This is a genomic window from Cellulomonas sp. IC4_254, assembly GCF_011603975.1.
Lineage (GTDB): Bacteria > Actinomycetota > Actinomycetes > Actinomycetales > Cellulomonadaceae > Cellulomonas.
Genome location: NZ_JAANNB010000001.1, coordinates 35,741 through 62,693 on the forward strand (window position 1 = coordinate 35,741; position 26,953 = coordinate 62,693).

General features: G+C 70.6%; 22 protein-coding genes and 1 pseudogene. 11 read left to right on the forward strand and 12 right to left on the reverse strand.

Going from position 1 to position 26,953, the window contains the following annotated elements; translation table 11 throughout:
- The first annotated feature begins 11 nt into the window (after positions 1–11).
- Together G6556_RS00165 and G6556_RS00170 are read left to right on the forward strand one after the other, a co-directional pair.
- Positions 12–1,484, forward strand: a complete 1,473-nt coding sequence (locus tag G6556_RS00165; RefSeq protein ID WP_166937584.1) for an NAD-dependent succinate-semialdehyde dehydrogenase — start codon at positions 12–14, stop codon at positions 1,482–1,484.
- A gap of 97 nt (positions 1,485–1,581) precedes the next feature.
- Positions 1,582–2,577, forward strand: a complete 996-nt coding sequence (locus G6556_RS00170) for a zinc-binding dehydrogenase (RefSeq protein ID WP_166937555.1) — start codon at positions 1,582–1,584, stop codon at positions 2,575–2,577.
- 13 nt (positions 2,578–2,590) lie between these two features.
- On the opposite strand, the gene G6556_RS00175 is transcribed toward G6556_RS00170, so the two are convergent.
- On the reverse strand, positions 2,591–3,547 hold the full coding sequence (locus tag G6556_RS00175) for a LysR family transcriptional regulator (RefSeq protein WP_205692787.1): 957 nt from the start codon (positions 3,545–3,547) through the stop codon (positions 2,591–2,593).
- Positions 3,548–3,751: 204 nt separating this feature from the next.
- On the opposite strand from G6556_RS00175, the gene G6556_RS00180 reads away from it, so the two are divergent.
- From G6556_RS00180 to G6556_RS00200, 5 genes are all read left to right on the forward strand, one after another.
- Complete coding sequence (locus G6556_RS00180) at positions 3,752–4,447, forward strand: type 1 glutamine amidotransferase domain-containing protein (RefSeq protein WP_166937557.1); 696 nt, start codon at positions 3,752–3,754, stop codon at positions 4,445–4,447.
- An 11-nt stretch (positions 4,448–4,458) separates the two neighbouring features.
- Positions 4,459–5,565 (forward strand): NADH:flavin oxidoreductase/NADH oxidase, encoded by a 1,107-nt coding sequence (locus G6556_RS00185; RefSeq protein ID WP_166937558.1) that lies wholly within the window; start codon positions 4,459–4,461, stop codon positions 5,563–5,565.
- Positions 5,566–6,439: 874 nt separating this feature from the next.
- Positions 6,440–7,741, forward strand: coding sequence for a hypothetical protein (locus G6556_RS00190; protein WP_166937559.1), 1,302 nt, complete (start codon positions 6,440–6,442; stop codon positions 7,739–7,741).
- A gap of 75 nt (positions 7,742–7,816) precedes the next feature.
- A complete protein-coding gene (locus G6556_RS00195) occupies positions 7,817–9,046 on the forward strand; it encodes an MFS transporter (RefSeq protein WP_166937560.1) in 1,230 nt (409 codons plus the stop codon).
- A 145-nt stretch (positions 9,047–9,191) separates the two neighbouring features.
- A complete protein-coding gene (locus G6556_RS00200) occupies positions 9,192–10,406 on the forward strand; it encodes an MFS transporter (protein ID WP_166937561.1) in 1,215 nt (404 codons plus the stop codon).
- Here the strand turns inward: G6556_RS00200 and G6556_RS00205 are convergent.
- From G6556_RS00205 to G6556_RS00235, 7 genes are all read right to left on the reverse strand, one after another.
- On the reverse strand, positions 10,399–11,175 hold the full coding sequence (locus G6556_RS00205) for a GntR family transcriptional regulator (protein WP_166937562.1): 777 nt from the start codon (positions 11,173–11,175) through the stop codon (positions 10,399–10,401). The genes G6556_RS00200 and G6556_RS00205 overlap by 8 nt on opposite strands.
- A 594-nt stretch (positions 11,176–11,769) precedes the next feature.
- The gene (locus G6556_RS00210) at positions 11,770–13,563 is read right to left on the reverse strand and encodes a methyl-accepting chemotaxis protein (protein WP_346774627.1); all 1,794 of its coding nucleotides are present in this window, start codon (positions 13,561–13,563) and stop codon (positions 11,770–11,772) included.
- Between the two features lie 1,547 nt (positions 13,564–15,110).
- Positions 15,111–15,275, reverse strand: a complete 165-nt coding sequence (locus G6556_RS00215) for a hypothetical protein (protein WP_166937563.1) — start codon at positions 15,273–15,275, stop codon at positions 15,111–15,113.
- Positions 15,276–15,290: 15 nt separating this feature from the next.
- Positions 15,291–18,368 (reverse strand): RHS repeat-associated core domain-containing protein, encoded by a 3,078-nt coding sequence (locus G6556_RS00220; protein WP_166937564.1) that lies wholly within the window; start codon positions 18,366–18,368, stop codon positions 15,291–15,293.
- 174 nt (positions 18,369–18,542) lie between these two features.
- The gene (locus tag G6556_RS00225; protein WP_166937565.1) at positions 18,543–18,707 is read right to left on the reverse strand and encodes a hypothetical protein; all 165 of its coding nucleotides are present in this window, start codon (positions 18,705–18,707) and stop codon (positions 18,543–18,545) included.
- Positions 18,708–19,584: 877 nt separating this feature from the next.
- Positions 19,585–20,016: a hypothetical protein gene (locus tag G6556_RS00230; RefSeq protein WP_166937566.1), complete on the reverse strand. Its 432-nt coding sequence runs from the start codon at positions 20,014–20,016 to the stop codon at positions 19,585–19,587.
- A 295-nt stretch (positions 20,017–20,311) separates the two neighbouring features.
- Complete coding sequence (locus G6556_RS00235; protein ID WP_166937567.1) at positions 20,312–20,710, reverse strand: hypothetical protein; 399 nt, start codon at positions 20,708–20,710, stop codon at positions 20,312–20,314.
- Between the two features lie 586 nt (positions 20,711–21,296).
- Between G6556_RS00235 and G6556_RS00240 the strand changes: the two genes are divergently transcribed.
- Together G6556_RS00240 and G6556_RS00245 are read left to right on the forward strand one after the other, a co-directional pair.
- On the forward strand, positions 21,297–21,644 hold the full coding sequence (locus G6556_RS00240; RefSeq protein WP_166937568.1) for a hypothetical protein: 348 nt from the start codon (positions 21,297–21,299) through the stop codon (positions 21,642–21,644).
- Between the two features lie 603 nt (positions 21,645–22,247).
- Positions 22,248–22,736: a hypothetical protein gene (locus tag G6556_RS00245; protein WP_166937569.1), complete on the forward strand. Its 489-nt coding sequence runs from the start codon at positions 22,248–22,250 to the stop codon at positions 22,734–22,736.
- A gap of 342 nt (positions 22,737–23,078) precedes the next feature.
- Here the strand turns inward: G6556_RS00245 and G6556_RS00250 are convergent, their stop codons facing one another.
- On the reverse strand, positions 23,079–23,660 hold the full coding sequence (locus G6556_RS00250; protein ID WP_346774628.1) for a PASTA domain-containing protein: 582 nt from the start codon (positions 23,658–23,660) through the stop codon (positions 23,079–23,081).
- A gap of 108 nt (positions 23,661–23,768) precedes the next feature.
- Positions 23,769–23,876 (reverse strand): annotated as a pseudogene (locus G6556_RS20075) (DUF2510 domain-containing protein); the annotation flags it as partial.
- A gap of 318 nt (positions 23,877–24,194) precedes the next feature.
- Here G6556_RS20075 and G6556_RS00255 point away from each other — a divergent pair.
- Positions 24,195–24,953: a hypothetical protein gene (locus G6556_RS00255; protein ID WP_166937571.1), complete on the forward strand. Its 759-nt coding sequence runs from the start codon at positions 24,195–24,197 to the stop codon at positions 24,951–24,953.
- Positions 24,954–24,977: 24 nt separating this feature from the next.
- Here the strand turns inward: G6556_RS00255 and G6556_RS00260 are convergent, their stop codons facing one another.
- On the reverse strand, positions 24,978–25,187 hold the full coding sequence (locus tag G6556_RS00260; protein ID WP_205692789.1) for a hypothetical protein: 210 nt from the start codon (positions 25,185–25,187) through the stop codon (positions 24,978–24,980).
- 347 nt (positions 25,188–25,534) lie between these two features.
- On the opposite strand from G6556_RS00260, the gene G6556_RS00265 reads away from it, so the two are divergent.
- Positions 25,535–25,765: a DUF2188 domain-containing protein gene (locus G6556_RS00265; protein WP_166937573.1), complete on the forward strand. Its 231-nt coding sequence runs from the start codon at positions 25,535–25,537 to the stop codon at positions 25,763–25,765.
- A 329-nt stretch (positions 25,766–26,094) separates the two neighbouring features.
- Here G6556_RS00265 and G6556_RS00270 read toward each other — a convergent pair whose 3' ends face one another.
- Entirely contained in the window at positions 26,095–26,868 is a 774-nt protein-coding gene (locus tag G6556_RS00270) for an NYN domain-containing protein (protein ID WP_166937574.1), read from the reverse strand.
- Positions 26,869–26,953: the final 85 nt, after the last annotated feature.

A 26,953-nucleotide genomic window follows, 5' to 3' on the forward strand; every position in this document is an offset into this window, starting at 1 on the left:
CCCGGACCCTGGTGCCGGCGGCCGACGAGGCCCGGGTCCTGGCGGGGGTCCCCGACGGCCTGCTGATCGGCGGACGGTGGCGGCCCGCCACCGCCGAGCGCCTCCTCGACGTGCACGACCCCGCGACAGGGGCGCGGATCGCCCGCGTCGCCGACGCCTCGGTGGCCGACGGCACGGCCGCGCTCGACGCGGCGTGCCGGGCGTTCCCGGCGTGGGCCGCGACCCCGGCGCGGCACCGGGGCGAGGTGCTGCGCCGCGCCTTCGACCTCCTGCGCGAACGCGCCGAGGAGTTCGCCCTGCTGATGACGCTCGAGATGGGCAAGCCGCTCGCCGAGTCCCGGGGGGAGGTCGCGTACGGCGCGGAGTTCCTGCGCTGGTTCGGCGAGGAGGCCCCGCGCGTCCAGGGGCGCTACGGGCCGAACCCGGAGGGCACCGGGCGCGCGATCGTCACGCAGCACCCGGTCGGTCCCTGCTTCCTCATCACGCCCTGGAACTTCCCGCTGGCGATGGCCACCCGCAAGATCGCGCCCGCGCTCGCGGCCGGGTGCACCGTCGTCGTCAAGCCGGCCGCGCTCACCCCGCTGACGACGCTGCTGCTGGCGCGCCTCCTCGAGGACGCCGGCGTGCCGCCGGGCGTGGTGAACGTCGTCCCGACGTCCGCGTCCGCGCCGCTGTCCGAGGCGATCATCCGCGACCACCGGTTGCGGAAGCTGTCGTTCACCGGTTCCACACCGGTCGGGCAGCGGCTGATGGCGCTGGCCGCGGAGGGCGTGCTCCGCACGTCGATGGAGCTCGGGGGCAACGCCCCGTTCCTCGTCTTCGAGGACGCCGACCTCGACCAGGCGGTCGACGGGGCGATGGCCGCCAAGTTCCGGAACATCGGGCAGGCGTGCACGGCAGCCAACCGGTTCCTGGTGCACCGCTCGCTGTCCGCCGAGTTCACCCGCCGGGTCAGCGCGCGTGTGCGGGAGCTCCGCGTCGGCCGCGGCACGGAGGAGGGGGTCACGATCGGGCCGCTCGTCGACGACCGGGCCGTCACGACGACGCACGCCCTCGTGCGCGACGCGGTCACCCGCGGTGCGGTCCTCGAGGTCGGCGGCGCCCCGCTGGACGGGGTCGGCTCGTACTTCGCCCCCACCGTGCTCGGTGACGTCCCACCCGCCAGCGCGCTGCTGTCCGAGGAGATCTTCGGCCCGGTCCTGGCCGTCACCCCGTTCGGCGACGAGGACGAGGCGGTGCGGCGGGCGAACGCGACGGAGTACGGGCTCGTCTCCTACGTCTACACCCGCGACCTCGCGCGCGGTCAGCGCATGATCGAGCGGCTCGAGACCGGGATGATGGGCCTCAACGTCGGGGTCGTGTCCAACGCCGCGGCACCGTTCGGGGGGTGGAAGCTCTCCGGCCTGGGCCGCGAGGGCGGGCCGGAAGGCATCGGCGAGTACCTCCAGACCAAGTACACGCTCACCCGGGACCCGTTCGCGTAGCGGGCCGCTCCCCGGCGGCGTCTCTGCTGGTTCGACCACTGTGCGGCCGGGCGGCGGACCTGATGAGATGGCCTCCCCGTCCCGAGGAGGACCTGTCGTGCGCGCACTGCTTCTCGACCGCCCCGGACCGCCGGAGTCCCTGCGGGTCGGCCACGCCCCGGATCCGGCTCCCGGTCCCGGGCAGGTGCGCGTCCGCGTCGAGGCGTGCGGGCTCAACCCCGTCGACCACCAGGTCGCCGCTGCCGGCAACCCGGCGTGGTCCTGGCCGCACGTGCCGGGCCTCGACGTCGTGGGGTCGATCGACGCCCTCGGAGACGGCGTCGAGCACCTCCACCTCGGCCAGCGGGTCGCCTACCACGGGGACCTCCGGCGCGCGGGAGGGCTGGCGGAGCTCGCGCTGGCCTCCGCGACGACCGTCGCCGTCGTGCCCCGCGGTGTGGCCCCGGCCGCCGCCGCCGCGCTGCCGTGTGCGGGCATGACGGCCTACCAGTCCGTGCGGCGGCGCCTCCACGTGGCCGCCGGGGACACGCTCCTCGTCACCGGCGGCGCGGGCGGCGTCGGCGGGTTCGCCGTGCAGCTCGGCGCACTCGCCGGTGCGACCGTGATCGCCACCGCGGCGCGTGCCGACGCCGCCCACGTGCGCGCGCTCGGCGCCACGCACGTCGTGGACCACCACACCGAGGACGTCCCGGCGCGCGTGCAGGAGCTCACCGCAGGACGCGGCGTCGACGCGGTCGTCGACACCGTGGGCACCGAGAGCGCGGAGCGCCACCTCCGGCTGCTCGTGCACGGGGGCGGGCTCGCGGCCGTGGCAGGCCGCCCGGAGCTCACCGCCGTCCCCCCGTTCACGACGGCGCCGTCGGTCCACGAGATCGCGCTGGGTGCCGCGCACAGCCACGGCGACCTGCGCGCCCGGGCGGACCTGGCGGCCATGCTGAGCGAGCTCCTCGCCCTGACCGCGTCGGGCGAGCTGGACCCGATGGTGTCCCGGACGGTGGCCCTCGCGGACGTGCCGGACGCGCTGTCCGCGATCAAGCAGGGGCGCGGGCGCGGGAAGGTCGTGTACCTGGCCGAGGGCCCCGCAGCGCCTTGAGGGGAGCGCGCCGTCACCACCCCGGCCCCACCTCGAGCAGGCGCGCCGCGACACGTTCCACGTGCGGTGCCGCCACCCCGGTGCGCTGGACCAGGTGCACGGTGTTGCCGGGCGCGGGGTCGACGTCGTGCAGCAGCACCAGGTCGCCCGCGTCGAGCTCCACCTGGCAGAGGTACCGCGGCAGGACGCTGTAGCCGGCACCCGCCGTCACGGCCGACACGACACCGCGCAGGTCCGGCACCGTGACCGCGGCCCTGGCGGTCGAGCGCTTGCCGAACGCGGTCCGCCAGTACCGGCGGATGATCGGCAGCTCGGGCGCGTACGCGACCAGGGGCACGTCCCGGACCGCGACGCAGGGGTCGTCGGGCAGGAGGTGGGCGATGACGCGGTGCCACGCCGGCGCCGCCACCAGCACGTAGTCCTCGTGCGCGAGCGGCTGGGTGACGAACGCCCGGCCGGGTGGCCGGTGGGTGGCGATCACCAGGTCGTGCCGGCCCGCACGCAGGTCCTCCACCAGGTCGTTCGCGAGTCCGGGAGCGATCACGAGGCGTACGCCCTGGCTCACGAGGGGGGCCAACGCCGGCAGGACCCGGGTGCTGAGCAGCTCGGCAGGGCCGCCCAGCCGCACCGGTGGTTCGTGCCCGGCGAGCGCCGCGTCTCGCGAGCCGAGCGACGCCAGGGCGTCCAGCGGCGCGGCGACGTGACCCGCGAGCTCGTGCGCGCGAGCCGTCGGCTCGACCCCGCGCGGGCGGCGGCCGAACAGCGGCTCCCCGACCTGGCTCTCGAGCGTGCGCACCTGAGCGGTGACCGTGGGCTGCGCGATGCCCAGGGACTGCGCCGCCGCGGTCAGCGACCCCGCGCGGTACACCGCGAGGAAGGTGCGCAGGAGGTTGAGGTCGAGCGCCGCGGTCGCGAGCGCAGCGTCCGCGGCAGATCCCGGGCCGCCCGTCCGAGGGCTCACGTCCGACACGCCCTGAGCATAGGCACGGAGCACCGAGCTGGCCATCAGCACCCTGATGCCAGCGATCGAACAAGTGAGTGGTCCACCGATGGGACCCCGGTCTAGCGTGACTGCCGTCGCCCAGGGCGACGCGCCGTTGGCAGTCCGCGGCGCGGGAACCGATGACGGTCCGGCAGGGCCTCCGTCCTCCGGGCCCCGACACGAGGAGCACCCATGGCTCGCATCCTGTTCGTCATGACCGGCGCCGACGGGTGGACGCTGACCGACGGCACAGTTCACCCGACCGGCTACTGGGCCGACGAGGTCGCCGTCCCCTACGAGTCGTTCACCTCGGCCGGTCACGCCATCACGGTCGCGACGCCCGGCGGCGTCGTGCCGCCGGTCGACCCCGGCAGCCTCTCGGACGAGTCCAACGGCGGCGCCGACCAGGCCGCCCACGTCCGCGCCGTGCTGGAGGGCGCCGACGAGCTGCGCACCCCGGTCGCGCTGGACGCGGTCGACCTCGCGGGCGTCGACGCGATCTACGTGCCCGGCGGGCACGGGCCCATGGAGGACCTCGCGGTGGACGCCACCTCCGGCGCACTGCTGGCCGAGGCGCTGAGCGCCGGCACGCCGCTCGGCATCGTCTGCCACGGTCCGGCCGCTCTCCTCGCAGCGGTGGACGCCGAAGGCCGCAACGTGTTCGAGGGGTACCGCATCACCGCCTTCACCGACGAGGAGGAGCGCCTGGCGGGCACCGCGGCAACGGCGCCGTGGCTTCTCGAGCAGCGGCTCGTGGCCGCCGGGATCCAGGTGGTCGCCGGGGCCCCGTTCGCCCCGCACGTCGAGGTCGACCGCACCCTCGTGACCGGGCAGAACCCCGCGTCCTCCGGCGCCGTGGCCGCCGAGCTGCTGACCCACCTGGGCTGAGGAGAGCACCGATGACCGCATCGAGCACGACGACGAGCCTGCTGTTCAGCCCGCTGAGCCTCCGGGACGTGACCTTCCCGAACCGGCTGTGGATGGCCCCGATGTGCCAGTACTCGGCACCGGACGACGGACCCGACGTCGGCGCACCCACCGACTGGCACGTGCAGCACTACGGGTCGCGGGCCGTCGCCGGGCCCGGCATGGTGATCGTCGAGGCGACCGCCGTCGCGCCCGCGGGCAGGATCACCCCGTGGGACCTCGGCATCTGGTCCGACACCCAGGTGCCCGCGCACCGCCGGGTGACGGCGTTCCTGCGCGAGCAGGGCGTCGTCCCCGGCATCCAGATCGCGCACGCCGGCCGCAAGGCCAGCACCGACAAGGAGTTCCTCGGGGGCCGGCCGCTCGTGGAGGACGAGGGCGGGTGGACCACCGTCGGGCCCAGCGCGGTGCCGTTCGCCGACGGGCACCCCGCGCCCCGGGCGCTGACCGCCGACGAGATCCGCGACGTCGTCGCGCAGTTCGCGGAGGCCGCCCGGCGCGCGATCGCCGCCGGCTACCAGGTCATCGAGGTGCACGCGGCGCACGGCTACCTCCTGCACCAGTTCCTCTCCCCCGAGTCGAACCGCCGCACCGACGGCTACGGCGGCGACTTCGCGGGGCGCACCCGCCTCACCCGCGAGGTCGCCCGCGCCGTCCGGGGCGCCGTGCCGGACGGCGTCCCCGTCCTGGCGCGCGTCTCGGCCACGGACTGGGTCGAGCCGGAGGGATGGACCGCCGACGAGACCGTCCGGCTCGCGGCCGGCCTGCGCGAGGACGGCGTCGACATGATGCACGTCTCGACCGGTGGCAACCGGCCGGCCGCCTCGATCCCGGTCGGGCCGGGGTACCAGGTGCCGTTCGCCGCGCGCGTGCGGGCCGAGTCCGGCATGCCGACCGTCGCCGTCGGGATGCTCGCCGACCCGCACGTCGCCGAGCAGGTCCTCGCCGACGGCTCCGCCGACGCGGTGGCGGTGGGGCGCCAGATCCTGGTCGACCCGGTCCTGCCGCGGCGCACGGCCCGCGCGCTCGGTGTCCCCGCGCCGCAGCCGCCGCAGTACGCACGCGCCGAGCGTCGCTGAGGGCGCCGACGGTCGACGGCGGAGCGCTCTCGACGAAACGGGCGCGTCGCCGTCGGCCAGGCGTCACGGGGCGGCGCCGCGCGGCGCGGCGGTCGCGTGCGCTCGGGTCGTGGGCAGCGGGGTACCTCCGCAGGGACAACGACTGCTGACCCGATGCCCAGACGACGGAGCCCGCCTGGTCGACCAGGAACGCGACCCGGCACCGCAAGGCCGGTGAGGTCGGGAGGGGCGCCGCCACGGAGCGCGGGGTGGAACACGGTCGCCCGATCGGCGCAGGGGCGCTGTGCGCAGCTAGCCGCGGCGAACGACAGCGGATTCCTGTACCAGGTGCCGCCCACCTCGTCCGATGCTGTGACGGAGGCACCGCCAGCCCTGGGCACCAGGGGCTGCTCGCCGCCACAGCCGCTCCGCACCTGGCGACAGGTAGCGTCGACTCAGCACCACACCGCGCTGACCGCACCGACGGAGCCCACCCGCGCCGACGCCGGGCCCCTTCCGGAACGATGCGTGACCCGAGCGCCAGGCGTCGAGCCGGGCCCCTCGCACGTGCGCTGGAGCCGCGGGACCAGGGGCCTGTGCCAGGTCGCCGGTGTGGTGCCGCTCGCGAGCATCGCCGCGACGGGCTAGCTGGTGGAGCGAGAGCTCGGCCCGCCCGGAGCCGGTGGCGATCGGCCCCGCCCGGTCGGCCCCCCCGCCGACCGGCCCTACGCACCACGACCGATCTGCAGACGGACCGGCCTGACCCGCAGGCCCGCCCGGCGCGATCGACGCGCTCCCCATCGACGACGCGAGATCTATCGCGACCCCATCCAAGACTTATCTGATACCTTTTGGCGTCGGGCCGATGGCGGCCCCGGTGCGAGGAGAACAATCGATGACGATGCACACGACGCCTGCACAGGCGCAGGACCGACGCGCGTACTGGTCCACGGAGAGCAACCCCCAGACGGGCAGGAAGTTCGAAGCAGCGCTGGGATCTCTGCGGGTGGCGCACAACGGGGGCGCCGACATCGACGCGCTGCTCGACACCGACTACGGTGCGCGGTTCGCGGAGGACCTCGAGCTGGGTTTTCGGTTCGAGGAGGACCCCACGGGCCGCGATGTCGAGGAGTACTACCGCGGCCTCGGGCTGCGGCGACAGATGTTCGAGAACTCGGACTACTACACGCGGTGGTTGCTCATCACCCCGCTCGAACTCGAGGACGTGGCAGCCGAGGGTGGCCGGTACCCGGTGGTGTTCGTCAACCACGGCGGGTTCTGCTCGATCTCGACCGACGAGTTCATCTCGGGGTTCCCACGGGTCGCCGCACGCGAACGGATCATCGTCGCCATGCTGCAGGACACGAACCCCGCGAACACCCAGCGGGTCCTCGATCGCCTCATCGAGCTGTACCCGGTCGATACCGAGCGCGTCTACTTGGTGGGCGAGTCCCAGGGGGGATACCAGGCGACCTCGACGTACTTCCGCGCCCCTGAGCGATTCGCCGCGGTCGTCACGTGCGGGAACGACATCTGGCGCGACTGGGACAACGTGAATACACCGTTCAGCGACCAGGAGATCGCGCACGTCACCGAGACGTTCGTGCCGTTCATGCAGATCGTCGGGCAGTTCGAGGCCTCCGGCTTCGCCCCCGTGAACGACTGGCATCCCCGTAAGGACTGGGGCGCCGGCGACGGTCCCGAGCCCTACCACGACCCGCGACGCGACGACGAGCGTGACCCCACGCGCAACGTGAACGGCCCGCGCCGGTTCTCGACGCAGCCGTCACCCCCTGAGGGGGTCGACAAGCACGAGTGGATGCTCGCGCGGCTCAACAAGCGGATGGCGACCCTGTCCTGCGCACCGAGGGACCCCGGCATCTGCATCGGCTACCTCGACAACCCGGACACGGAGCTGCACGGCGTGCTCGGCTTCTACGGCGACCGGGAGCGTACCGAGACCATCCTCGGCGTCACGCACTGGATCAGCGACATCGATAACGCCGCCGGCATCAACGCCTTCCGCTACGTCGTCGTGGCGAACGCACCCCACTGCTGGCCGGCGACCGCGGCCGACCTCGCGTGGGAGTTCATGGCGACGTTCCGCCGCGACGCGCGGACCGGCTCGATCGTCGTCGATGAGCGCCAAACGCACCACACCACGACCGCGGCCGGGGCACAGACGCCGCCGGCCTGAACGACACCTCCGGGTGCCGGACCACGAACGATCCGACGGGCAGCGCTGCCCCGAACACGAGTGGAGCGTCATGAAATGAGTATCGCCGCAGTCGACAAGGCTCCGACCGCCAAGGTCTGGAACAGTGCTTTCATCAACATCTTTCTGGCGTACTTTCTGGTGAACGTCGCCCTGGGGATGTCCAACAACCTTTCCACGCCATTCGCCAAGGAACTCGGCGCGACACCAGTTCTGATCGGGGTGGTCGCTACCGGCTTCACCTACGGTGCCATCGTGTTCAAGCTCGCGTCCGCGCCCGCGATCGACACCTACAACCGCAAGTTCGTGTTGCTCGGCGCCGTCGCAGTCATCGCGATCGCGTTCGTGGGGTACGCCATCTCCACGACCGTGCCCGTGCTGATCACCTTCCGGGTGCTCCAGGGCGTCGGGCAGGCGTTCACCGCGACCACGTTCATCGCGCTGGCTGCCGACACCCTGCCCCGGGAGAAGCTCGCCCAGGGGATGGGCACGTTCGCGATCGGCACCGCGGCCGCCACCATGGTCGCCGCGCCCATCGCGCTCAAGGTCCAGGAGGCCACCTCCTACCGAGCCACCTTCGTGATCGCACTGGTGGTTCTGGTGCTGGGCGCCGTGGCGATCCTGCGCATCGAGCTCAGGCCGCTGCCGCGCAAGAAGTTCCGGATCACCCTGAACGGCTTCATCGCCGTGGAGGCGATCCCGCCGGCGCTGATGCAGTTCCTGTTCATGATGGCCTGGTCCTGCGTCTTCTCGTTCCTCATCGTCTTCGGGATGGACCAGGGGCTCGGTAGCAACGTCGGGTTCTTCAACACCGCGTACGGCCTGGCCGTGTTCGTCGCCGCACCGCTCGGGGGCCGGCTCGTCGACCGGTTCGGCTACTACATGCTCATCCCGATGATGGTCTTCATGGGTGTCGCCCTGCTTCTCATCAGTATCTCGACCAACCTGGTGACACTGCTCGTCGCCGCGGTGTGCGGTGCATTCGGCTACGGCGCCGCCGGCCCGGTCGTCCGCTCCATGGCGATGGGCATCGTCCCGAAGCCGCGGCGCGGCGCGGCCAGCAGTACCTTGTTCCTCGCGTCCGACGTCGGCCAGCTTCTCGGCCCGATCGTCGGTGGCATCCTGGCCACGAGCTTCGGGTACGCGGCGATGTTCCGCGTCGTGCCGGGCTACCTCCTGCTCGTCGTGGTGCTGCTGCTGGTCACGCGCAGGTCGCTGACGTCGAGGATCGCGTCGGTGGCCGCCGCCGAGCAGGCGGAGGTCGAGGCCGCGGCCCGCGCGGCCTGAGACGCGCCACGGTGCGAGCCCCGACGGGCTCGCACCGTGGCCGGAGAGAATGCCCGCACCGGCGGCGCCGCGAGGGCATCGCTCAGACCGGGATGGACCTGGAGCTCACGGCGCGACGATGGGACGAACCACGAGCATGACGGCGATGACGCCCTCGTCTCAGCGGGCCACGACGACGACGTCGACGGCCCGGATCTGGAACCGCTCGTTCACGAGCGCGTTCACCGCGTACTTCCTCATCAACCTCGGCCTGAACTTCGGTGAGGTGATGGTCCCGCCGTTCGCGAAGGCCCTGGGCGCCACCCCGGTGGTGATCGGGACCGTGGCCGGCGCGTTCGCCGGAGGCGCGATGGTCTTCAAGCTGGTGTCGGCGCCCGCGATCGACGCCTTCCGACGCAAGTATGTCTTGCTGGTAGCGATCGTGGCGATCGCGACGGCCTTCGCCGGATTCGCGTTCTCGACGGACGTCCCGACGCTGACGACGTTCCGGATCCTGCAGGGTGCCGGCCAGGCGTTCACCGCCACGACATGCATCACCCTCGCCGCCGACGCGCTCCCTCGGGAGAAGCTCGCGGCCGGTATCGGGGTTTTCGCGGTCGCGTCCGGCGCAGCACGCATGCTCGGCGAGCCGGTCGCGCTGAAGATCCACGAGATGACGAGCTTCCGGTTCACGTTCCTGGTCGCGGTGGTGATGATGGTCTCATCGGCAGTCGCTAGCCTGAGCATCACGACCACACCCGTACCCAAGAAGCAGTTCCGGCCCTCGCTGTCCGGCTTCATCGCCGTCGAGGCGATCCCGCCGGCGCTGCTGCAGCTCATGTTCATGCTCGCGTGGTCCTGCGTGAACTCGTTCGTCGTCGTCTTCGGCCAGGAGCGGGGCCTGGGCAGCAACGTCGGGTTGTTCGCGACCGTCTACGGCCTGGGCATCTTCGCCTCGGCACCCCTCGGTGGCCGGCTCGTCGACCGGTTCGGCTTCATCATGATGCTGCCGATGCTCGGCTTCTTCGTGGCGTCGCTGTTCCTGATCAGCATCGCCGACGACCTGTGCACGCTGCTGGTCGCCGCCGCCGTGGGCGCGTTCGGCTACGGCGCCGCAGGCCCGGTGGCACGGACCATGGCGATGAGCGTGGTGCCACCCCGGAGGCGGGGCGCGGCGAGCAGCACCCTGTACCTGGGCTCGGACCTCGGCCAGCTCGCAGGACCCGTCATCGGCGGCCTGCTCGCCGCATCCCTCGGCTACGCCGTGATGTTCCGGGCCGTGTCGGCGTTCGTCGGCGGCGCGCTGGTCGTGCTGCTGCTCACCCGTCGATTCGTGACCAGGGCACGCGCTGCCGCGGCGGTCGCCGACGACCTCACATGACCAGGTCGAGGGACGCGTCGCGCTGATCCCCGTCCGGGGAGATCGTGATGAAAGTGCCCAGTCGGTCGGAGCGCTCGAAGCTCTCCGCGTACTCGATCGGCCCAGACGGCGACTCGGTGACCCGCGTGTGCAGAAGGAGAGGGAACCCGACTGGGATGTCGAGGACTCGCGACTCGATGAAGTCCGCGGTCACCGCACTCACCCGGCTCTGGCTGCGTGCAAACCGGGTCCCGTACCGCTTCGCGAGGAAGTCGTACAAGTAGAAGATCCGCCCGGACTGCTCTGCCAGGTCGGGAAAGGCGGCGGCGTCCAGGTAGCTCGCGATGTGCGCGACCGGCTCGTCGTCCATGAGCTTGATCCGCTGAACGCGGTGCACGAGCGCGCCGGGCTCCAAACCCAGGGCCAGCGCGACGTCTTCGGGCGCGCGCACGGTCTCGATGGTCGCAGCTTGCGCCACCACCGATGACGGCGATCCCGAGACCGCACGGGTCTCGACCGCGGTGCGTCCGACGAGCGAGGTGAACGCATAGGAGTCCGCACGTCGAGGGGACGCGGTCACCTCAGTCCCACGTCCCTGCCGCGAGTCGACGTACCCGTCGGTGCGCAGAAGGGCCACAGCCTTGCGGATGGTCGTCCGGCTGACGTCGTACTGCGCCATCAGCTCGGACTCGATCGGCAGGAAATCTCCCGTGCGGTACGTCCCGGAGGTGATCTCGGCCTTGATCTGCCGGTACACGTCCATGTACTTGACCGCCACACGCACCCCCACCGCCGATTTGTACCTGAAAGGGATCCTACCCGGGGCGAGACACCTAACTTGAGGCTCAGACCGGCTCTGACGACCGCACCTCTCGGAAGTTCCGCCCTGGACCGGTTCAGAGAGCAGGGGACCGACTGGCGCGTCACCAGCACACCCCCTCGCCGGCCGCGCTCTGGAGCGCCATCGCTCCCCGACAGTCGTCGCTCCGGCATGAGCCAGTGGAGCCGACTGGCCGCCAAGGGGACACGTCAGCGAAGCGCGTCCGTGTCACTGCCGGAGAATCGACCCATCGCGCGGGCTGGATCTGGCAACCTCGGCTTCGATGGGCTGATGCATCAGGCTCCGCGTGAGAGCGAGAGAGTCCGCATCGGCGCGAACAGGAACGTCGTCCCCAACTCGTCCGGTGGATGGGATGTAACCGTGAACCCGGGCAACGACCCACGGAACATCCCGGGCTGAGGGCGCAACGGCCTCCAGCTCCAGGCGTGGCACCAGTCGCGGTCCCGTCACCGCGACAGCGGATCGCACCCCACCGGACGCCGGCACGACGGGAGGTCGTACCGGCGACCGGTGAGGGCGCTGAGTCCGGGACCAACCGCAGGCCTACACGCGGAACCGGCCGACGATGTCCTTGAGCTCGGCCGACATCACCGCGAGGGCCGCCACAGCCTGCTGCGACTCGCTGACACCCACCGTCGTGGTCCCGGCGGCCTCGGCGACTCCCGTGATGTTCGCGGCGATCTCGCTCGACCCGGTCGCCGCCTCGGACACGCTCCGGTTCATCTCGGCGGTCGTCGCGGTCTGCTCCTCCACCGCGCTGGAGATCGTCATCTGGAAGTCGCTGATCTGACTGATGATCCCGCTGATCTGCTCGATCGCACCCACCGCACCGGACGCGTCGCCCTGGATGGACTCGACGCGCCGCGCGATGTCCTCGGTCGCCCTGGCGGTCTCCTGCGCCAGCTCCTTCACCTCACCCGCGACCACCGCGAACCCCTTACCCGCCTCCCCCGCTCGAGCAGCCTCGATGGTCGCGTTCAGCGCCAGGAGGTTGGTCTGCTCCGCGATCGAGGTGATGAGCTTGACGACGTTCCCGATCTCCTTGCTGGAGTCACCCAGACGGGCCATCGTCGTGGACGTCGACCCGACCGCGTCGACCGCACGGTTCGCGACGTCCGACGCGCGCGCCGCGTTCTGCGCGATCTCCTGAATCGAGGCGCCCATCTGCTCCGAGCCGGCCGCCACCGTCTGAACGTTGCGCGAGACCTGCTCGGCGGCTGCGGACACCACGCCCGCCTGCGCTGACGTCTCCTCCGCCGCCGCGGCGATCTGACCGGTGGTGGCCGACATCTGCTCAGCGGCCGAGGCCAGCGAACCGGACGACGCGTCGATGGCCGCGATGACCTCGCGCAGCTTCGCCACCGCGGAGTCAAGGGCAGCACCCATCGTGCCGACCTCGTCCCGGGAGCTCAGACCCGCCCGCACCGTCAGATCCCCGCGCTCGATGCCGTCAGCCACGATCCGCACCCGCGCGAGGCCACGGACGATGGACCGGGCGACCAAGACCCCGACCCCCACCGCGACCACCGTCCCCAGGACCAGCAGGACCAGCACCGCGGTCCGGTTGGCGGTGAAGTCGCGAGCGGCGGACTCGGCGGCCGCCGCCGCGCCCGCCTCCTCGCTCTCCACGAGGGACTCGACACTCGCCCCCATCGCGTCGATGAACGACTGCGCCTCCCCGTCGCGGACCGACTCGTAGAGCGCGACGTCGCCGGCACGACTGGCCGGCAGCATCTTCGACTCACGCACCGCGTCGTAGCCGTCCAGGGCCGTCGAGAACGTCTCCAGGGCTGAGCGCTGGTCGGCGTCGAGGTGGAGATCGTCGTACGCCTCGACGGCGTCGCGGACCTCGCTCTCCGCGGCGGCGATCTTCTCCTCGGCGGCGTCCTTCGCCGCGTCGTCGCGCGCGATGACGTGGTTCGCCAGGCCGAAGCGCATCTCGACGGTCGCCCGTCGGATCGTCGCGGCGTACTGCAGTCCCGTGAAGTTGTCCCGGTACATGGAAGAGGTCGCGTCGTTCGTCCGGCTCAGCGCGCTGATCCCCAGCACGCCGACGGCTGCACCGACGACCACCGCCACGAGCACCGCGGCGACGATCTTCGTCGCGATCCCGCGATCGGCGATCCATCTCACCCGAGACCCGCCGGCGTGCACATCATTCGTCGTCACGAGAGTCACTTTCTCGACATCGGGCCTCGTTCTGGACCGTTCGACCGGCAGATCGGCCGACGACGACCACGCGATACGGGATCTTCGTCCCACGTGCGGGTGAAGTGTCCCGCCGCCCCAGGCGCCACCCGGCAGAACCCCAGCGGGACGCAAAGAACGAGCCGACACTCAGCACAGCGCCGTGACCACACCGTCACGTCGAGCGCTCGACAACCCACCCCTCACTCGACCGGCGCGGCGGCACCAATCGAGCGGCCCGCCACCAAGCCCACGAACAGCGCCGCCCCCACCACATCGCACCGCTCAGCGACACCGCCCACGCCAACCTCGACACCCTCGAAAGGCGACCCCCGATCCCCGATCCCGGCGCGCGCAGCACACCCTAGAGCGACGTCACGAACGCCTATCACGACCACGCGGACACCCCCGAACCCGCCCTCACGAGCTCACGCACTCCCCCACCCGGCCGTCAGTCCCACCACAACCCCAGGACACTGCCTTCCGACCTCCCGACAGCCAGCGCCTCACCGGCGTGGCCAGCCCAGTACGGACGCACCGCGACCCACCCAGTCCACAACTCCGCAACGGCAGCCGCCGTCGCCTCCGACCGCCACTCGCGCACCAACCGCTCACGCAACGCCGACCACGCCAGCCTGCCCAGGACCTGAAGAGCGTCGAACCGCAGGTGACCCCACGACAAGACCCGGCAAGGTTCGCCGAACCTGAAGCTGCACGATGCTGCCTGTAGCGCCCTGAGCCGGTGTCAGCCGGTCGGTCGCCGAACTCCTGGCGCGGGACCGACGCGCAAGCGCACGACCCCCGGTCACGGCGATCCAGGAGCCGTGCGCAGCACGCGTGCACGCGCGCATCAGCGCGGGTTGTTGGGCTTCGTCACCGCCTGGCACACGCACACGATCGCCACGGCAGCCGCAAGTACGGCCATGGCGGTGGACAGCGCCTCGCCGCGCAGCGCGAGGATCACCGCCAAGGTCCCGAAAGCTACGGCGCCTACAGCACTGATGAGTCGCTCACGTGTGCTTCTCACGGGCACCACCTTGAACCGTTGGAGGAGTTGATGTAGCACCGGGGTGAGAGTCACCGACGCCAGCGCCGTCCTCGAGGATCTCCTCGCCTCCGTGCCGGACCTGTGGTGGTCTGGTGGTCTCGCCCCCCGTGCTGGACCTGCTCGCCGCTACTGCCGGCAACGCCGACACACTCTTTCCGACCGTCGTGCGTCGTGCAGTGAGGTGGGTTCCTCGGGCGTGAAGCACCCAAACGAGGTGGCCTGTCGCTCTATGAGGCTCCGCCCAGGACACCCTGGGCGGAGCCTCTCGAAGCCGCACGGTGACTAGCGAGGGCCTGACGAGCGCCCCTCGCTTCGAGACGCACGTACCGCTCGAACGCCCAGGACCAGCCACATCACACCAACCGCGTATCCGAGGACCGCGACCCACCACGGCCCGTCGATCGTGGCCCAGACGCCCATCGCGAGGAAGATGCCGGCTGCCACGAAGCGCAGGACGAGCTGAGAACGGGAGATCACGGGCAGTACCTCGATCCGTTGCGCCCGGTTCGAGGCCCGGGTCGACGGTCGACGACCCGGGCCTCGCGTTGCACTCGTCTGTTGCCCGCCACGCGGACGCCGCCGGAGCGATCTCTAGGCCGGTACCGGCGGCGTCTCACGTTGTGCGACCGGGGTCGCACTCACGCACATCTCACGGGCGGCGAGCAGCTCGCCATGCCAGGCCGCCGGTGAAGGCTGCCGCTGCCAGGGCGAAGACTCCGCCCCACGGCGTACCGGAAATAAAGGCGATAATCGCGGCAGCAACGAGCAGAACTGCGGCGACCGTGTACAGCAGTTGGCGGGTCTGCGTAGACACCGAGGCAACCCCTTCCTAGAAGCAAGCGTCGATCGTCCACGCGGCCGACCCGGCCACGAGGAAGGCTGATCCGACCACAAGAGGAGTGCTCACGCCACCCGTGACGGGATCTGCCGCAGAGCTAGCGACGAGAGCGATCGTGCTGCCCACAAGGGACAACGACGCAGCAGCGCAGTTCCAGCTCGTGCCCGTCGGATCGGTGTAGTTGACGGGGTTGTTGGCGGCGTACGCGTACCGGTTGGCATTCCCGGGGTCGAGGGGCGCGTCAAGGGTCTCCATCTGAGTCCAGCGTCCCTCGTGAGCGTCGTAGTACCGGGCGCCGTTGAGGGTCCACGTGGTCGTCCGGTCGTTGAGTCCGCCGGTGTACAGGAACGGGGTAAAGGTGACGCCGACGCCGGCGCCGTCCTCGAGGACTTCCGGCACACCGTAGGGGTCGAACTCCACGACGGTCTCGGTGCTGTTGTCGTCGGCGATGAGTGCCAGCGGTGAGCCGAGGTTGTCGTAGACGTACAGGCCCGTCTCGGCGGCCTCGGTCCGCAGGGACAGCGGCGTTCCGAGGGCGTCGTGCTCGATGTATGCCGTCTCGCCTCCGTGCCGGACCTGCTCGATGAGCGGCTGCCCGAGCTGGTCGGTGCGTCCGAGGGTGTACCCGTACTCACCGTCCGGCGTGGTCTGCGCGACGAGCTCGGTGTTGCCCAGCCCGGCGTACAGGTACTCATACGTCTGCCCGTCCCGGGTGACCGAGTCGAGCTGGTCACCAGCGGTGTACCCCAGGGTGCCGACCTCGGGGTCGGCGGTGAGGTTGCCCGCCCCGTCGTACGTGAAGCCGGCCGTGGTGGTCTGGTTGCCGACGTTGTACGTGCGGGTGCGGGTGCCGTCGGGGCCGACTGACGTGAGCCGGTTTCCGCGGGCGTCGTAGGTGTAGTCGTAGCTCTGCGCGGCGTGCCCGCCGTTGCCCGCGGTCACGTCGGCGCCGACGAGGCGGTTCGCGTCGTCGTACGCGTAGGTCGTGACCTGCGCGGTGAGGTTGTTGCGCTTCCACTGCAGCTTCGAGCGGTCACCGGCCGAAGTCCCGCCGGTGCACCCCGGCTGGGCGGCGTTGGTGCTGTAGCAATAGGTCGTGTCGACGACCTCGGTGACGGACCCGCCCGCCACGGCCTGGTCCGCCCAGATCCCCGACACCCGCCCGGAGGCGTCGTAGTCGGTGTGCGAGTGCGCCGCGAACTGCGTGTTGTCGGCGTTCGTCGCGAGCCACGTGTCGGTGCGGCGTCCCTTGTCGTCCACGGCGAACCGCGTCCACGACTCCTGCCCGCCGATCACCGTGACCTGAGCGACCTGCGCCCCGGCGTCGTCGTACTCGTACGTCGTGGTGCCGCGCCCATCGGTGGTGGTGAGCAGCCGGGAGGACTTGTCGTAGCCGTACGACACGGGGTCGTCGTCCCGGTCGTGCGCCCTCTCCAGGAGCCGGTTCATCCGGTCGTAGGCGTAGGTCGTGGTTCCGGACACGTCCGTGCGCTCGGCCAGGCGGCCGGCGGTGTCGTAGTCGAAGGTCACGTCCGGGTTCGCGCTGGTGCCGGAGTAGTCCACGCCGGTGAGCCGGTCGAGGTCGTCGTACCCGTAGCTGACGGTGACGCCGCCGCCGTTGGTAGCGGTCGCCAGCCGTCCGTACTGGTCGTAGGTCATCGCCCGGGCGCCGAGGCTGGTGCCGGTCGGCGGGGTGATCGACTCCAGCTGCTTGTTCGCGTCGTACCCGTACGTCGTCGGGTTGCCCGTGTTGCCCGGCGCGGTCGCCGTCGCCACGGTGCCGTCGGTGTTGTACGTCAGGACCGCCTGCTCGGCCAGGGCGTCAGTAGTGGTGAGCTGGTTGCCGGCGCCGTTGTACGTGTACAGCGAGGTCTTGCCGTTGTCGTCGGTCGAGGACGTCGGCAGGTACTTGGTCGCAGCGGCGGCGTTCCCGTACGCCCACGTCGTGGCCGCACCGCCCTGCGTGGTACGGCTGGTCAGTGACTCACCGGCATTCGCCGCATACCCGTACGTCGTGGTCTGCGCCCCGGTACCGGAACCCTGGACCTGCGTGGCCGGGTCGATGTTCGGCGTGTACGTCGCCGAGCGGGCGCGGCCTTCGGCGTCGGTCGCGCTGGCGACCCGGCCGAGCTTGTCCGTGGTCAGGGTGTACGTGGTGTGCGGCCCTGAGCTCGGGGAGCCGGACTGCTCCTGTTCGCCGTCGGAGACGAAAGTCTGGGTCTCGGAGGTGTACGCCAGGCGGGTCCAGGCGTCGCCGGCGTTCGGCTCGACCTGACGGATCGCGCTGACACGGCCGTTGGCGTCGTAGGAGAAGTGCGTCTCGACGTCCCCGGGCGCGTAGACCGCGGTGAGCAGGTGGTTGGTGTACTCAAACTCGGTGTCCCGGCCTGCGGCGTCGGTGATCGCGACCAGGTCCTTGTTGCCGTCGTAGTGGAAGTCGATCGTGCGGCGGTCCGAGGCCGGGCCCTGCGCGAGCTCGAGGAGCTGGCTGGTGGAGTAGGTGGCGTCGACGTCCTGGTCCGCTCCGCCGGGCGTTGCGCTCACGGTAGTCGGCAGGCCCTGGATCGCGCCGTAGGAGAACTGGTGGGCGTTGCCGTTGCGGTCCGCGACCGACACTGGGTAGCCGCCGGCGTTGAACGTCCACTTCTGCTGGCTGGCGTGGTCGGTCAGGGTCCACCCACCGCCCGATACCGCGACGAGGTCGGCGGTGATTCCGGCCGGCGGGGTGAACGTCGTCCCGGACTTCTTGAACGTCGCCGCCTGACCCGAACCCGCCCACAGCACGACCGACCCGTCCGGCTCTGTCGTCACGACCATGCCCGAGGACGGCATCCACCCACGCCCGTACGGCGCCGCAGCCTGATCCGCCAGCCCGCCGGACCCGATCGCGACCGAGTTGTACGCGAGGTCCACCGAGAAGTCGCCGTTGACCCCCGGTGCGGTGAACCCGGTCGCGGTGACCACCAGGTTGCCCGTGCCCACGTCGACCGACGCCGCGACGCGGTCGCCGAGCTGGAACGGCAGCGTCGTGGCGTTCTTGCGCGCCCCGGCACCGAGCTCGGGCTGCACCCGGCCCGTCTGCGCCGCCGAGGGCGCCGAGCACGCCGAGGCGTCACACGCCGCGACCTGCCACTGCACCCGCCGCCCAGCCGGCAGCGCCGGCAGAGCGAGCCGGGCGGTACCCCCGGAGGCCACCGTCACCTTCGTGCCGTTCACCAGGTCCCAGGTGCTCGCACCCGCACGCTAGGCGAAGAACTGCCCGGCCACGTTCCCGCCGTCCGGGTCCGACACCACGGCCGCCAGGACCGGGGTGTGCGTGACCGGGAACTCGAACGCCAGACCGGATGGAACACTCGGGCTCGCGGCGGCCGCCGGCAGCGCCGACACGACCAGAGCTCCGATGCTCAACCCCACGACTGCATGCCATCGACCCCGCATCGCGGGCCCCCTTTGGCTCGCGGACTCTCGCGCCCCCTAGCGACGAGTCGCCCAGGTGATGCCTACAGGGCGGGTGAGCGCGACATGCGACGTTTCGTAATCATTCACCCAAACGGATGCAAGCACGGACAAACCGGACCAGCGGGGGCTAGCGTCGCTGTGTCGCGCGGCATCGTTGCCGCTTTCTCGCGGGGGGCGAGGCCATGGCGTACCTCAGGTTGCTGGGCGCCTTGAGCGCGCTTCTCCTGGTGGGGGGCTGTTCGCCTGCGCCGGCGGCATCGCCCGAGTCGTGACAGGACTACGACTCACTCGCCGCGCTACAAGACGACGCAAGCCTCGTCGTCACCGGCGTCGCACAGCGCCACACCGGCACGGGTGGGACCCGCGACGTCCAGTTCTCGATCACCGAGATCCACACCGGGGCCGCACCCGCTCACGACCCGGTCGTCGTTCGTCTCGACCCCCAGGTCCCACTCGACCTCCAAGCCGGATTCCAGTACGTGCTCTACCTGACCGCAGCAGACGACGACACCTACACCGTCGTAGGACCAGGCGCGTACGAACGCCCACCGGGCAGCCCGAACTACGAGCGCCCGACAGGCGCACCCGACACCCTTCCCCGCACCGTCACGTCAGCCGACCTCGACGCGGGATAGACCCAGACCGGCGCACGCACTTCCCAGCGGCGACCCGTCAACACAGCCGCCACGAAGCACTGCCCGAGCGATCCCCGATCCCCGATCCCGGCGCGCGCAGCACACCCAAGGGCGACGTCACGAACTCCTTCACGACCGCGCGCGCACCCCCAGGCCCGCCGTCACGAGCTCGAGAACTCCCCGCCCACCCATCAGTCCCACCACAACCCCAGGACACCGCCGTCCGACCGCGCGGCAGCCAGCGCCTCCCCGGCGTGGCCAGCCCAGTACGGACGAACCGCGTCCCACCCAGACCACAGCTCCGCAACGGCACCCGTCGTCGCCTCCGACGGCCAGTCGCACGCCAACCGCTCAAGCAACGCTGACCACGCGGGCCTCCCCTGGACCTGAACGGCGTCGAACCGCAGGTCACCCCACGACAACGACCCGGCAAGGCGACCATCCAGCTCCCTCGCCACATCGACCAACCAGCGCATCGACGGCTGATCACCGTTCGGCCGGCCGTCCGCGAGCGCGGGGTCCACCGCATCCAGCACGCGCGCCGCGACGTCCGGCGGGACGTCAACGAAGCGCGACCCCGACGGGACCGCGGCGTCAGCGAACGGCGCAAGCAGCGCCTCCACCTCAGATCTGGAACCCACAGCACCCACTCAACCGCGCTCAAACAGTCATACGCCAGCATCGATCGCCCCGCCGAGGCCTCCGCACCAGCAGCCTCGTCGCCGGGCACGTGAGCGCAACCGCCCGCTCGAGCGCCTCCGCGGCGCCGGGTCCGGCCCAGCTGCCGCGCCTCGCGGTCGACGCCGACGCCGTTGCGCGGACGAAGAGCCGTCCGACTCCCGGTACGCACACCACGAAGGGCCGCGCCGGCCCGGCATTAGCAACCGCCAGGCCACACACGACCCCTCGTCGAGGCGATCAGCCTCGCGCTGCCGAGACGAGCACCGCGTACCGCCAGCCCGCCTCGTTGTCGGCCAGATGCTCAGCGACCCGGCCCATGCACCGCGCGAGATCACACAACATCTCCGCGTCGGACTCCTCGTCCACCCAGAACGCCGAACCCCCACGGAAGACCTCCCCCGCCGCGAACATCTTCCAAGCCCGCGGGTCCTCCCCCACCATCAACCGGTCCAAGTGCTCGGGCTCGCTCAGCACGTCAGCACCAGTGGAGAAAAGCACAACCTCCAACTGACGCAGCACCATCGCGAACTCGTCCTCGAACGGGAACACCGCGTCGTCCAACCCCCTGAACGGGTGGAACTCCGCCTCGTCGGGCTTGCACTCGCTCCCGAGCGTCGTCGCCTCAGCGGTCGTCATCGTCACTTCCTCTCGTTGCGCAGCGGTCACTCCGCCGCACCAACGAGCCTCCCGAGGATCCGGTCGCAGCACATCGCCCCGACAACGGAACTTCAACACCGTCAACTGACGTAGACGGCACCGTCAAACCACGGCGCCGTGACAGCCCAGCGCGACGCCCGAACGAGCGTGCGCACGGAGACCACGTCGGACCCAGACGAGCCCGGATCCCGCCCAGAGCCCACTCAACGATGTGGCCCTCGACCCCCAGCGGGCACATGCCGGCACCACGAACGCACGTCCGCGGCAGAACGACCAGTTCAGATGAGCGTCGTCTGCGTGTTGCTGTGACCAGCGACGATGCTAGGCGTGGGCGTACGCAGGCCGACTGGCGTGGACCACGCCGGCAAGCCCGCGGGTGCGCGCCGGCGCCGACGTCGGCATCGCCATTCGCGCGTCCGACACCACCGCCCCCCGGAGTCCGCCACCACCGAGGACGACGCCGCGACCACGAACCCGCAGGCAGTAGCGTGAGACGAGACGCGAAACTCGAGACGAGGAGTGAAAAGTGACGAGCCCCGGCTGGTCAGCAGCGGTCGCATGCGCCGTGCTCCTGATCCTCGTTGACGCGGCCGTGTGGATGTTCGTCTCTCAGCCCGTGCACGGAGCAGGAAGGACCCGCTCGGCAGGCATCCGCTTGCCGTCTCTGATGGCCAGCGACCAGGCATGGCGCGCCGGCCACGTCGCTGCACGAAGTGCCATGGCTCCATTCCTCGGCGCCGCCGCCGTGATCGCGGCGCTCTCCGTTCCCCTGCAGCTGGCTCCTGTCCTGTACGTGATCTCTGTGGGCTTGTCTCTGGCCAGCACCGTCCTGGCGCTCGGTGTCGGTTCCGCCCGTGCCGCTCGCGCCGCTCGGCGCGTCGCTCGCCACCCTGCGATCGAGATGCTCGAGTAGGGTCGGCGGTCCGACGGCTCAGGCCCCCGACCCTCGGCCAGCGCGCTGGTTAGCCTTCCGCGGCGAGGCCACGCGACCGGGAGTACGACTGATCCCGATACGCAGGATTGCCCGCCACCGCGCTGCAGCTCGACGACGTCGAGGCCGCGGTGCAGACGTCACCTACCTCGCCCACGACCGGGAGCTGACGCCGAACCAGGCCGCTCCCGTCAGCGCCACCTCAACGACCCCGCACCGCTCAGCGACACCGCCCTCACCAACCTCCACGCGATCCCCGATCCCGGCGCGCGGCACACCAGAGACGCCCTTGCTGAGCTCCCGGCAGCCAGCGCCCCACTGGCCCGACCACCCCAAGAGGCCCCAAGCTTGTCCCAGCCCGTCCTGGGCTCTGCAAGAGTTCCCGTCGCCGCCGCCGTTCGCCCAACCGAAACCTCGCCACCAGCTGCCTCGTCGCCGAACGGGTGAGCGCACCCGCTTTCCGGTCACGACTACGGACGCGGACGACAGACTGCGGCCGTGACACCCACTTCACGTCCGGCACGCCCTGGAGCCGGCCGGCTTCTCACCTGGCTGCTCGTGCTCTGCGTTGCGGCGATCCTCGCCGTGGCGGCACTGCTCACCACAGTCGTCCAGGACGTGTGGCAGCGGTCAGGCGCAATCGTCGGATGCCTCGTAGCCGCAGCCATCCTCACCAGCCTGTTCTTCCCAGCGCCCCTCGCGTGGCTGCGCGTCACCCGACTGTTCGCCGGAGCCGTGCTAACCATCTGCGGGACGCTACTCACGCTCATGCTGGGCTACGCCGTCGAACACCCGTCACCGGACGACCCGTTCCTCGGCGGGCTGATGCTGGCCACCCTGCTGGCCTTCCTCGCGACTCTCGCGACCGACCTGCGGATGCACGCCCTGGAAAGCCGGGCCGCCAAGGACCTCGAACGCCAAGCCGTCGAGCGGCACGACGCGCTGCTCGCCGCCCTCGCGGCACAGGACCAGACCCACGCGCGCGTCTCCCGAGCACCCGCCAGGGCCGGCCTGCTCATCACGGCGGCGGCCGGTGTCCTCGCCGGCATGCTGCTCACCCGGCAGCGCAGGTAGCAGGGACCGCTCCGAAGCCGGAGCCGGGCTTGTTCGAGCGCAACTTCGAGCTGCCCTGCGACCACTCACCCAACTCGGCGGCGAGCACCTGCGACCGGCCGCTGACCCTGGGGGCCACCCTCGGGGCGAACAGGCAAGCGTCGAGCGCGCCCCGACCAAGAAGGCGTTCGCGGGGACGAGGACTGCAACGTAGCTAGCAGCCACTAGGCGTGGCGTCACGCCGCAGGAGGCGCGACCCTTCGAGCCATCCACGATGGCGCGTTCGGTGCTCGCCGTCAGCGGTCGTGCTCGGCGATCCGGGTTTGGCCACGCAAAGGCGGCGCGGGCGCACCTTAAGAACTCTCAGTCAGTGAGCTCGACAATCACATCGAGGCCGTCGTCCGGGTGATAGGACCAGGTCACCTCGACATCATCCCAGTCCGCAGTCTGACGCCCGTCGAGCGCGCGCGTGTCCTCCATCTTCGACCAGACGGAGTCCGGCATCTCCAACTCCGTGAGCACGCACAGCGCCTGCACGTAGTCGAGGTCGCCGGACCCGTAGTCCTCGCCCTCTACGTCGAGCACGACTGACGAACCGTTGTCCCCGACGCTCGTCGGCACGTTGCACGCCTTGACGGCGGCGGTCACCGGAGTCGACACCCATAGCCGAACCTCTGTCGCCTCACCTGCATCGCCCGCCTCCGGGTCCTGCGACGACACAGTCCAGTGGTCGCCGTCATCATCATCGGGCACCGACTCGCCACGGAACTCCACGACGAACCCGAGCGCCTCGAGCGACGCGCGGGCGTCCTCGACGCTCTGCCCGACAACGTCCGGCACATCAGGCGTCCGATCCATCATCGCGAAGGCACCGACTGTCGCCGCCACCACCACGCCCGCGCTGACGGCCACCCACGTCAGGGCGCGTCTGCGGCGGGACGTCACACCCGCCTCCTGCGGGCGAGGAACTCCGGCAGTGGACTCGGCCGGTGCGGCCACCGGGTCGGACTGGGCAGCTCCCGCCTCAGACGCTGCGGGTGAGGGCGGCGGCGCCGCGCTGAGGTCGACCTGCGTTCGCTGGGTCCACTGCGCGCCGTCCCACCACCGCCTGCCAGCGGAGTCAGTCGGGTCCGGGTACCAACCGGGCGCGGGCGTGCTCATCTGTTCCCTCTCCGACCATGCGGCTTCGCCGGTCCGTCATGTCGACCGCGAGCCGAACCTGCTGCGCGTGCGGCCATCTGGGGTACCCATCGGCCGGCACCCAGGCAGTTGTGAGGCCTCGTGGACGAACGCCACGAGTCACGCCCGCGCGTGCGCGTCCCGAGGTTGGGTCCGCGCACACCGAGCCGACCTTCCATCTGGCTTCCGCGGACGACGCCTACCCTCGAAGCATGAGCGGAAGCGGCGAGTTGGATCCGGTCGAGGCCCTCGCCCGCGATCGGCTCGCGCAGTTCCTCGGCGAGCTCGTCTCGACCCGACGTGCCCGGGACCTCTGGAAATCCGGACTTCGGCCCTGCGGACGGCTCGTCGCGCTACGCCACCGAGGTCACATCCGACCCCGACTCCTCTCGGGTCCGGCTCCGCCAGGCCCTACGCCGCAACGCGCAACTGGATCTCGGCACGCAGCACAGCTGGCACGTCTACCTCTACCCAAGGGCACGCGTGAAAGAGCTCGCGGATTCGGATGCTCTCAAGCGGCTGCTTCTCGAAGCCGAGCGGCTCGGGTTGATGGAGCTCCCGACCGTGCACGCAGACGTGACCCTGCGCGACCTCGCGTACTTCGACGACGCCCTCGCCTCACTCCGCATCGAGCATGCGGGCGCCACCTTCGCCCAGGATGGGTCGCCCGGGCGGGTCTGGCTGTCCGGCGGGACCACAGCAGCATGGGGCGGTTACGGCCCGCGCGTGGACGCGTGGTGGTCGACGATCCGAGACGGTTCGACGATCGCGAACAAGGTAGCCAAGCTGCGCAATTCAGGTGCCCGGCGAACGCACCTCTACGTGGAGCTGGACCAAGCGAGTGAACATGGTCTCGCCATCGCCGTCGGGTTGTCTTCCGCACTCGACGAGGGAGCAGAGCCGTACACGCTGCCGACGCTGACCCCGCCCGAGGGCGTGGACGAGCTGTGGCTGTGGCCGAACGGCCCAAGCGACGGACTGCGGTACACCGCTGAGGTCGGGTGGCGGCGGGTGACATTCGACGGAACGGTGCGAGCTCAGGCCGGACCCACTTCATGAGCAGAGAGCTCGCGCCGTCCCCGCTCAACGGCGCTCGACGGCACCCACCCACACCCACGCCCGGTCCAGGTGGCCGTACTTGTCGACGTAGCGGACGTACACAGCCCTCTTCGTCCACGCGAGGGCATCTCCGTCCACCTGCAGGTCCTCACCGCTGACCGTCTGGATCCACACCCGGACCGCGATCGCCCGCTCCGGCCGCACCTCGGTGCCACTGCCGTACTGGCGGGGCATCAACGACCTCGCCCTTTGCGGGAACGGCGTACTCCCCGACGAACGACTCACAGCCGCATCGTATCGAACACCTGTTCGATACGATGCACCGCTCCGCTCCGCCTTAGCGCAAGCGGCGACAGGACCACGAGGGAGGGTGTCTCACCCGTGAGACAACCTCGCTGCACGCTTCGCCCCCGAGATCGCGGCAGAGATCTCGAGGCGATCGTCCGCGCCTGATGGCAAGACGATCACAACTCGCCGCGCGACCCACCCGCTCGACGAGCGCCGCCGCGCGGACTCGATCTGGCAACCTTGGCTCCGATGCGCTGGTGCATCAGGCACCACGCGAGAGCGAGGGAGTGCGCATGGGCACGAACAGGAACGTCGTCCCCAATTCGTCCGGCAGATGGGACGTGACCGGAGCCGGTGAGCGACGCTCCGCACACACCGACACGCAGGCCGAGGCGATCGCCCGGGCCAAGGAGATCGTGCACAACGCCGGCGGCGGCGAGGTCACCATCCACGGCCGAGACGGCCAGATCCGCGCCAAGGACACGGTGGACCCGGGCAACGACCCGCGGAACATCCCGGGCTGAGCTCGCCGGAGCCTCCAGCTCGAGGCGCAGCACGGGTCGCGGTCTCATCCCCACAACCGCGCATCGCACTCCACCGGTCGCCGGCACGACGGAAGGTCGTACCGGAACCTCTCAGAGCGGCCTCACGAACGCCTTCACGACCATGCGGACATGCCGGAGCCTGCCGTCACACGCTAGCTCCGCGAGCCCGTCCGACGATGACCAAACCGAACACGCCCGAACCGTCGAGCCCGGTGAAGTCCGACTCGCGACGCGGTTGGGGGCGTCAGTCTTCGAGAGGCCATCCGCGCGCGGGAGGGCGTAAGCGACAACGGAGCGCCCAGATGCGCCTAACGTAGTTCGGCCAAGCGGACAGCGAGGTGGCCGAAGTGTGCCGGGTCCTCCAACCTGCGCACTTCGATCCCCGGAACGTTGCGCGCAAGGGATCCAAGTTTCGCGTGCCCGTAGGTACGCGAGTCGAATGTGGGCTCGGTGTTGGCGATGTACGCACCGACCGTCGCCAGATAGGCCCAGCCGTCCTCGTCCGCGGAAGCCGAAATCGCCGCCTCCAGCAACGGGAGGGCGGCCACCGGGTCGAGCCGGACCGGTTCAACACCCGCAGTGGTGCCAGACCCACGCTCGTGCTCTAAATTGCTGTCAGGGGCCGTTGCCGGAACCGCCGCCGGTGTTTCGCCGTCCCCGGGAAGCAAATCGAGGTAGGTGAACCGGTCGCAGGCATTCGCGAACGCACCAGGCGTGTGTCGCGCTCCGATGCCGTAGACCCGTCGACCAGACTCGCGGAGACGCACAGCGAGGCGAGTGAAGTCACTGTCACTGGAGACGATGCAAAAGACGTTGACGTTGCCTGCGTAGAGCAAGTCCATCGCGTCGATGATGAGGGAAGAGTCGGTAGCATTCTTACCAGCGACATAGGCGAACTGCTGCACCGGCTGGATGGCGTGTCGAGTCAGCTCGTTCTTCCACCCGTTGAGGTGGGGTCGAGTCCAGTCACCGTATCCGCGCTTCACGCTCAGCGTTCCGTAGCGCGCGGTCTCGGCGAGGACTCCCCTGACCTGATCACGCGAGACGTTGTCGCAGTCGATCAGCACGGCGACGTGATCCATGACGGTCCTTTGCTCGGGCGACGGTGTTGGGCGACGTCGTGAGCGTGCCATGAACGAACGACCTCTCGCGCGCTTCGAGGGGCCG

What these genes read in the sequence shown, in the direction of transcription:
- G6556_RS00180 (WP_166937557.1), top strand. Translation starts at nt 3,752, where the DNA reads ATGGCTCGCATCCTGTTCGTCATGACCGGCGCCGACGGGTGGACGCTG.
- G6556_RS00185 (WP_166937558.1), top strand. Translation starts at nt 4,459, where the DNA reads ATGACCGCATCGAGCACGACGACGAGCCTGCTGTTCAGCCCGCTGAGC.
- G6556_RS00190 (WP_166937559.1), top strand. Translation starts at nt 6,440, where the DNA reads ATGACGATGCACACGACGCCTGCACAGGCGCAGGACCGACGCGCGTAC.
- G6556_RS00195 (WP_166937560.1), top strand. Translation starts at nt 7,817, where the DNA reads ATGAGTATCGCCGCAGTCGACAAGGCTCCGACCGCCAAGGTCTGGAAC.
- G6556_RS00200 (WP_166937561.1), top strand. Translation starts at nt 9,192, where the DNA reads ATGACGCCCTCGTCTCAGCGGGCCACGACGACGACGTCGACGGCCCGG.
- G6556_RS00235 (WP_166937567.1), bottom strand. Translation starts at nt 20,710, where the DNA reads ATGACGACCGCTGAGGCGACGACGCTCGGGAGCGAGTGCAAGCCCGAC.
- G6556_RS00260 (WP_205692789.1), bottom strand. Translation starts at nt 25,187, where the DNA reads ATGCCCCGCCAGTACGGCAGTGGCACCGAGGTGCGGCCGGAGCGGGCG.
- G6556_RS00265 (WP_166937573.1), top strand. Translation starts at nt 25,535, where the DNA reads ATGGGCACGAACAGGAACGTCGTCCCCAATTCGTCCGGCAGATGGGAC.
- G6556_RS00270 (WP_166937574.1), bottom strand. Translation starts at nt 26,868, where the DNA reads ATGGATCACGTCGCCGTGCTGATCGACTGCGACAACGTCTCGCGTGAT.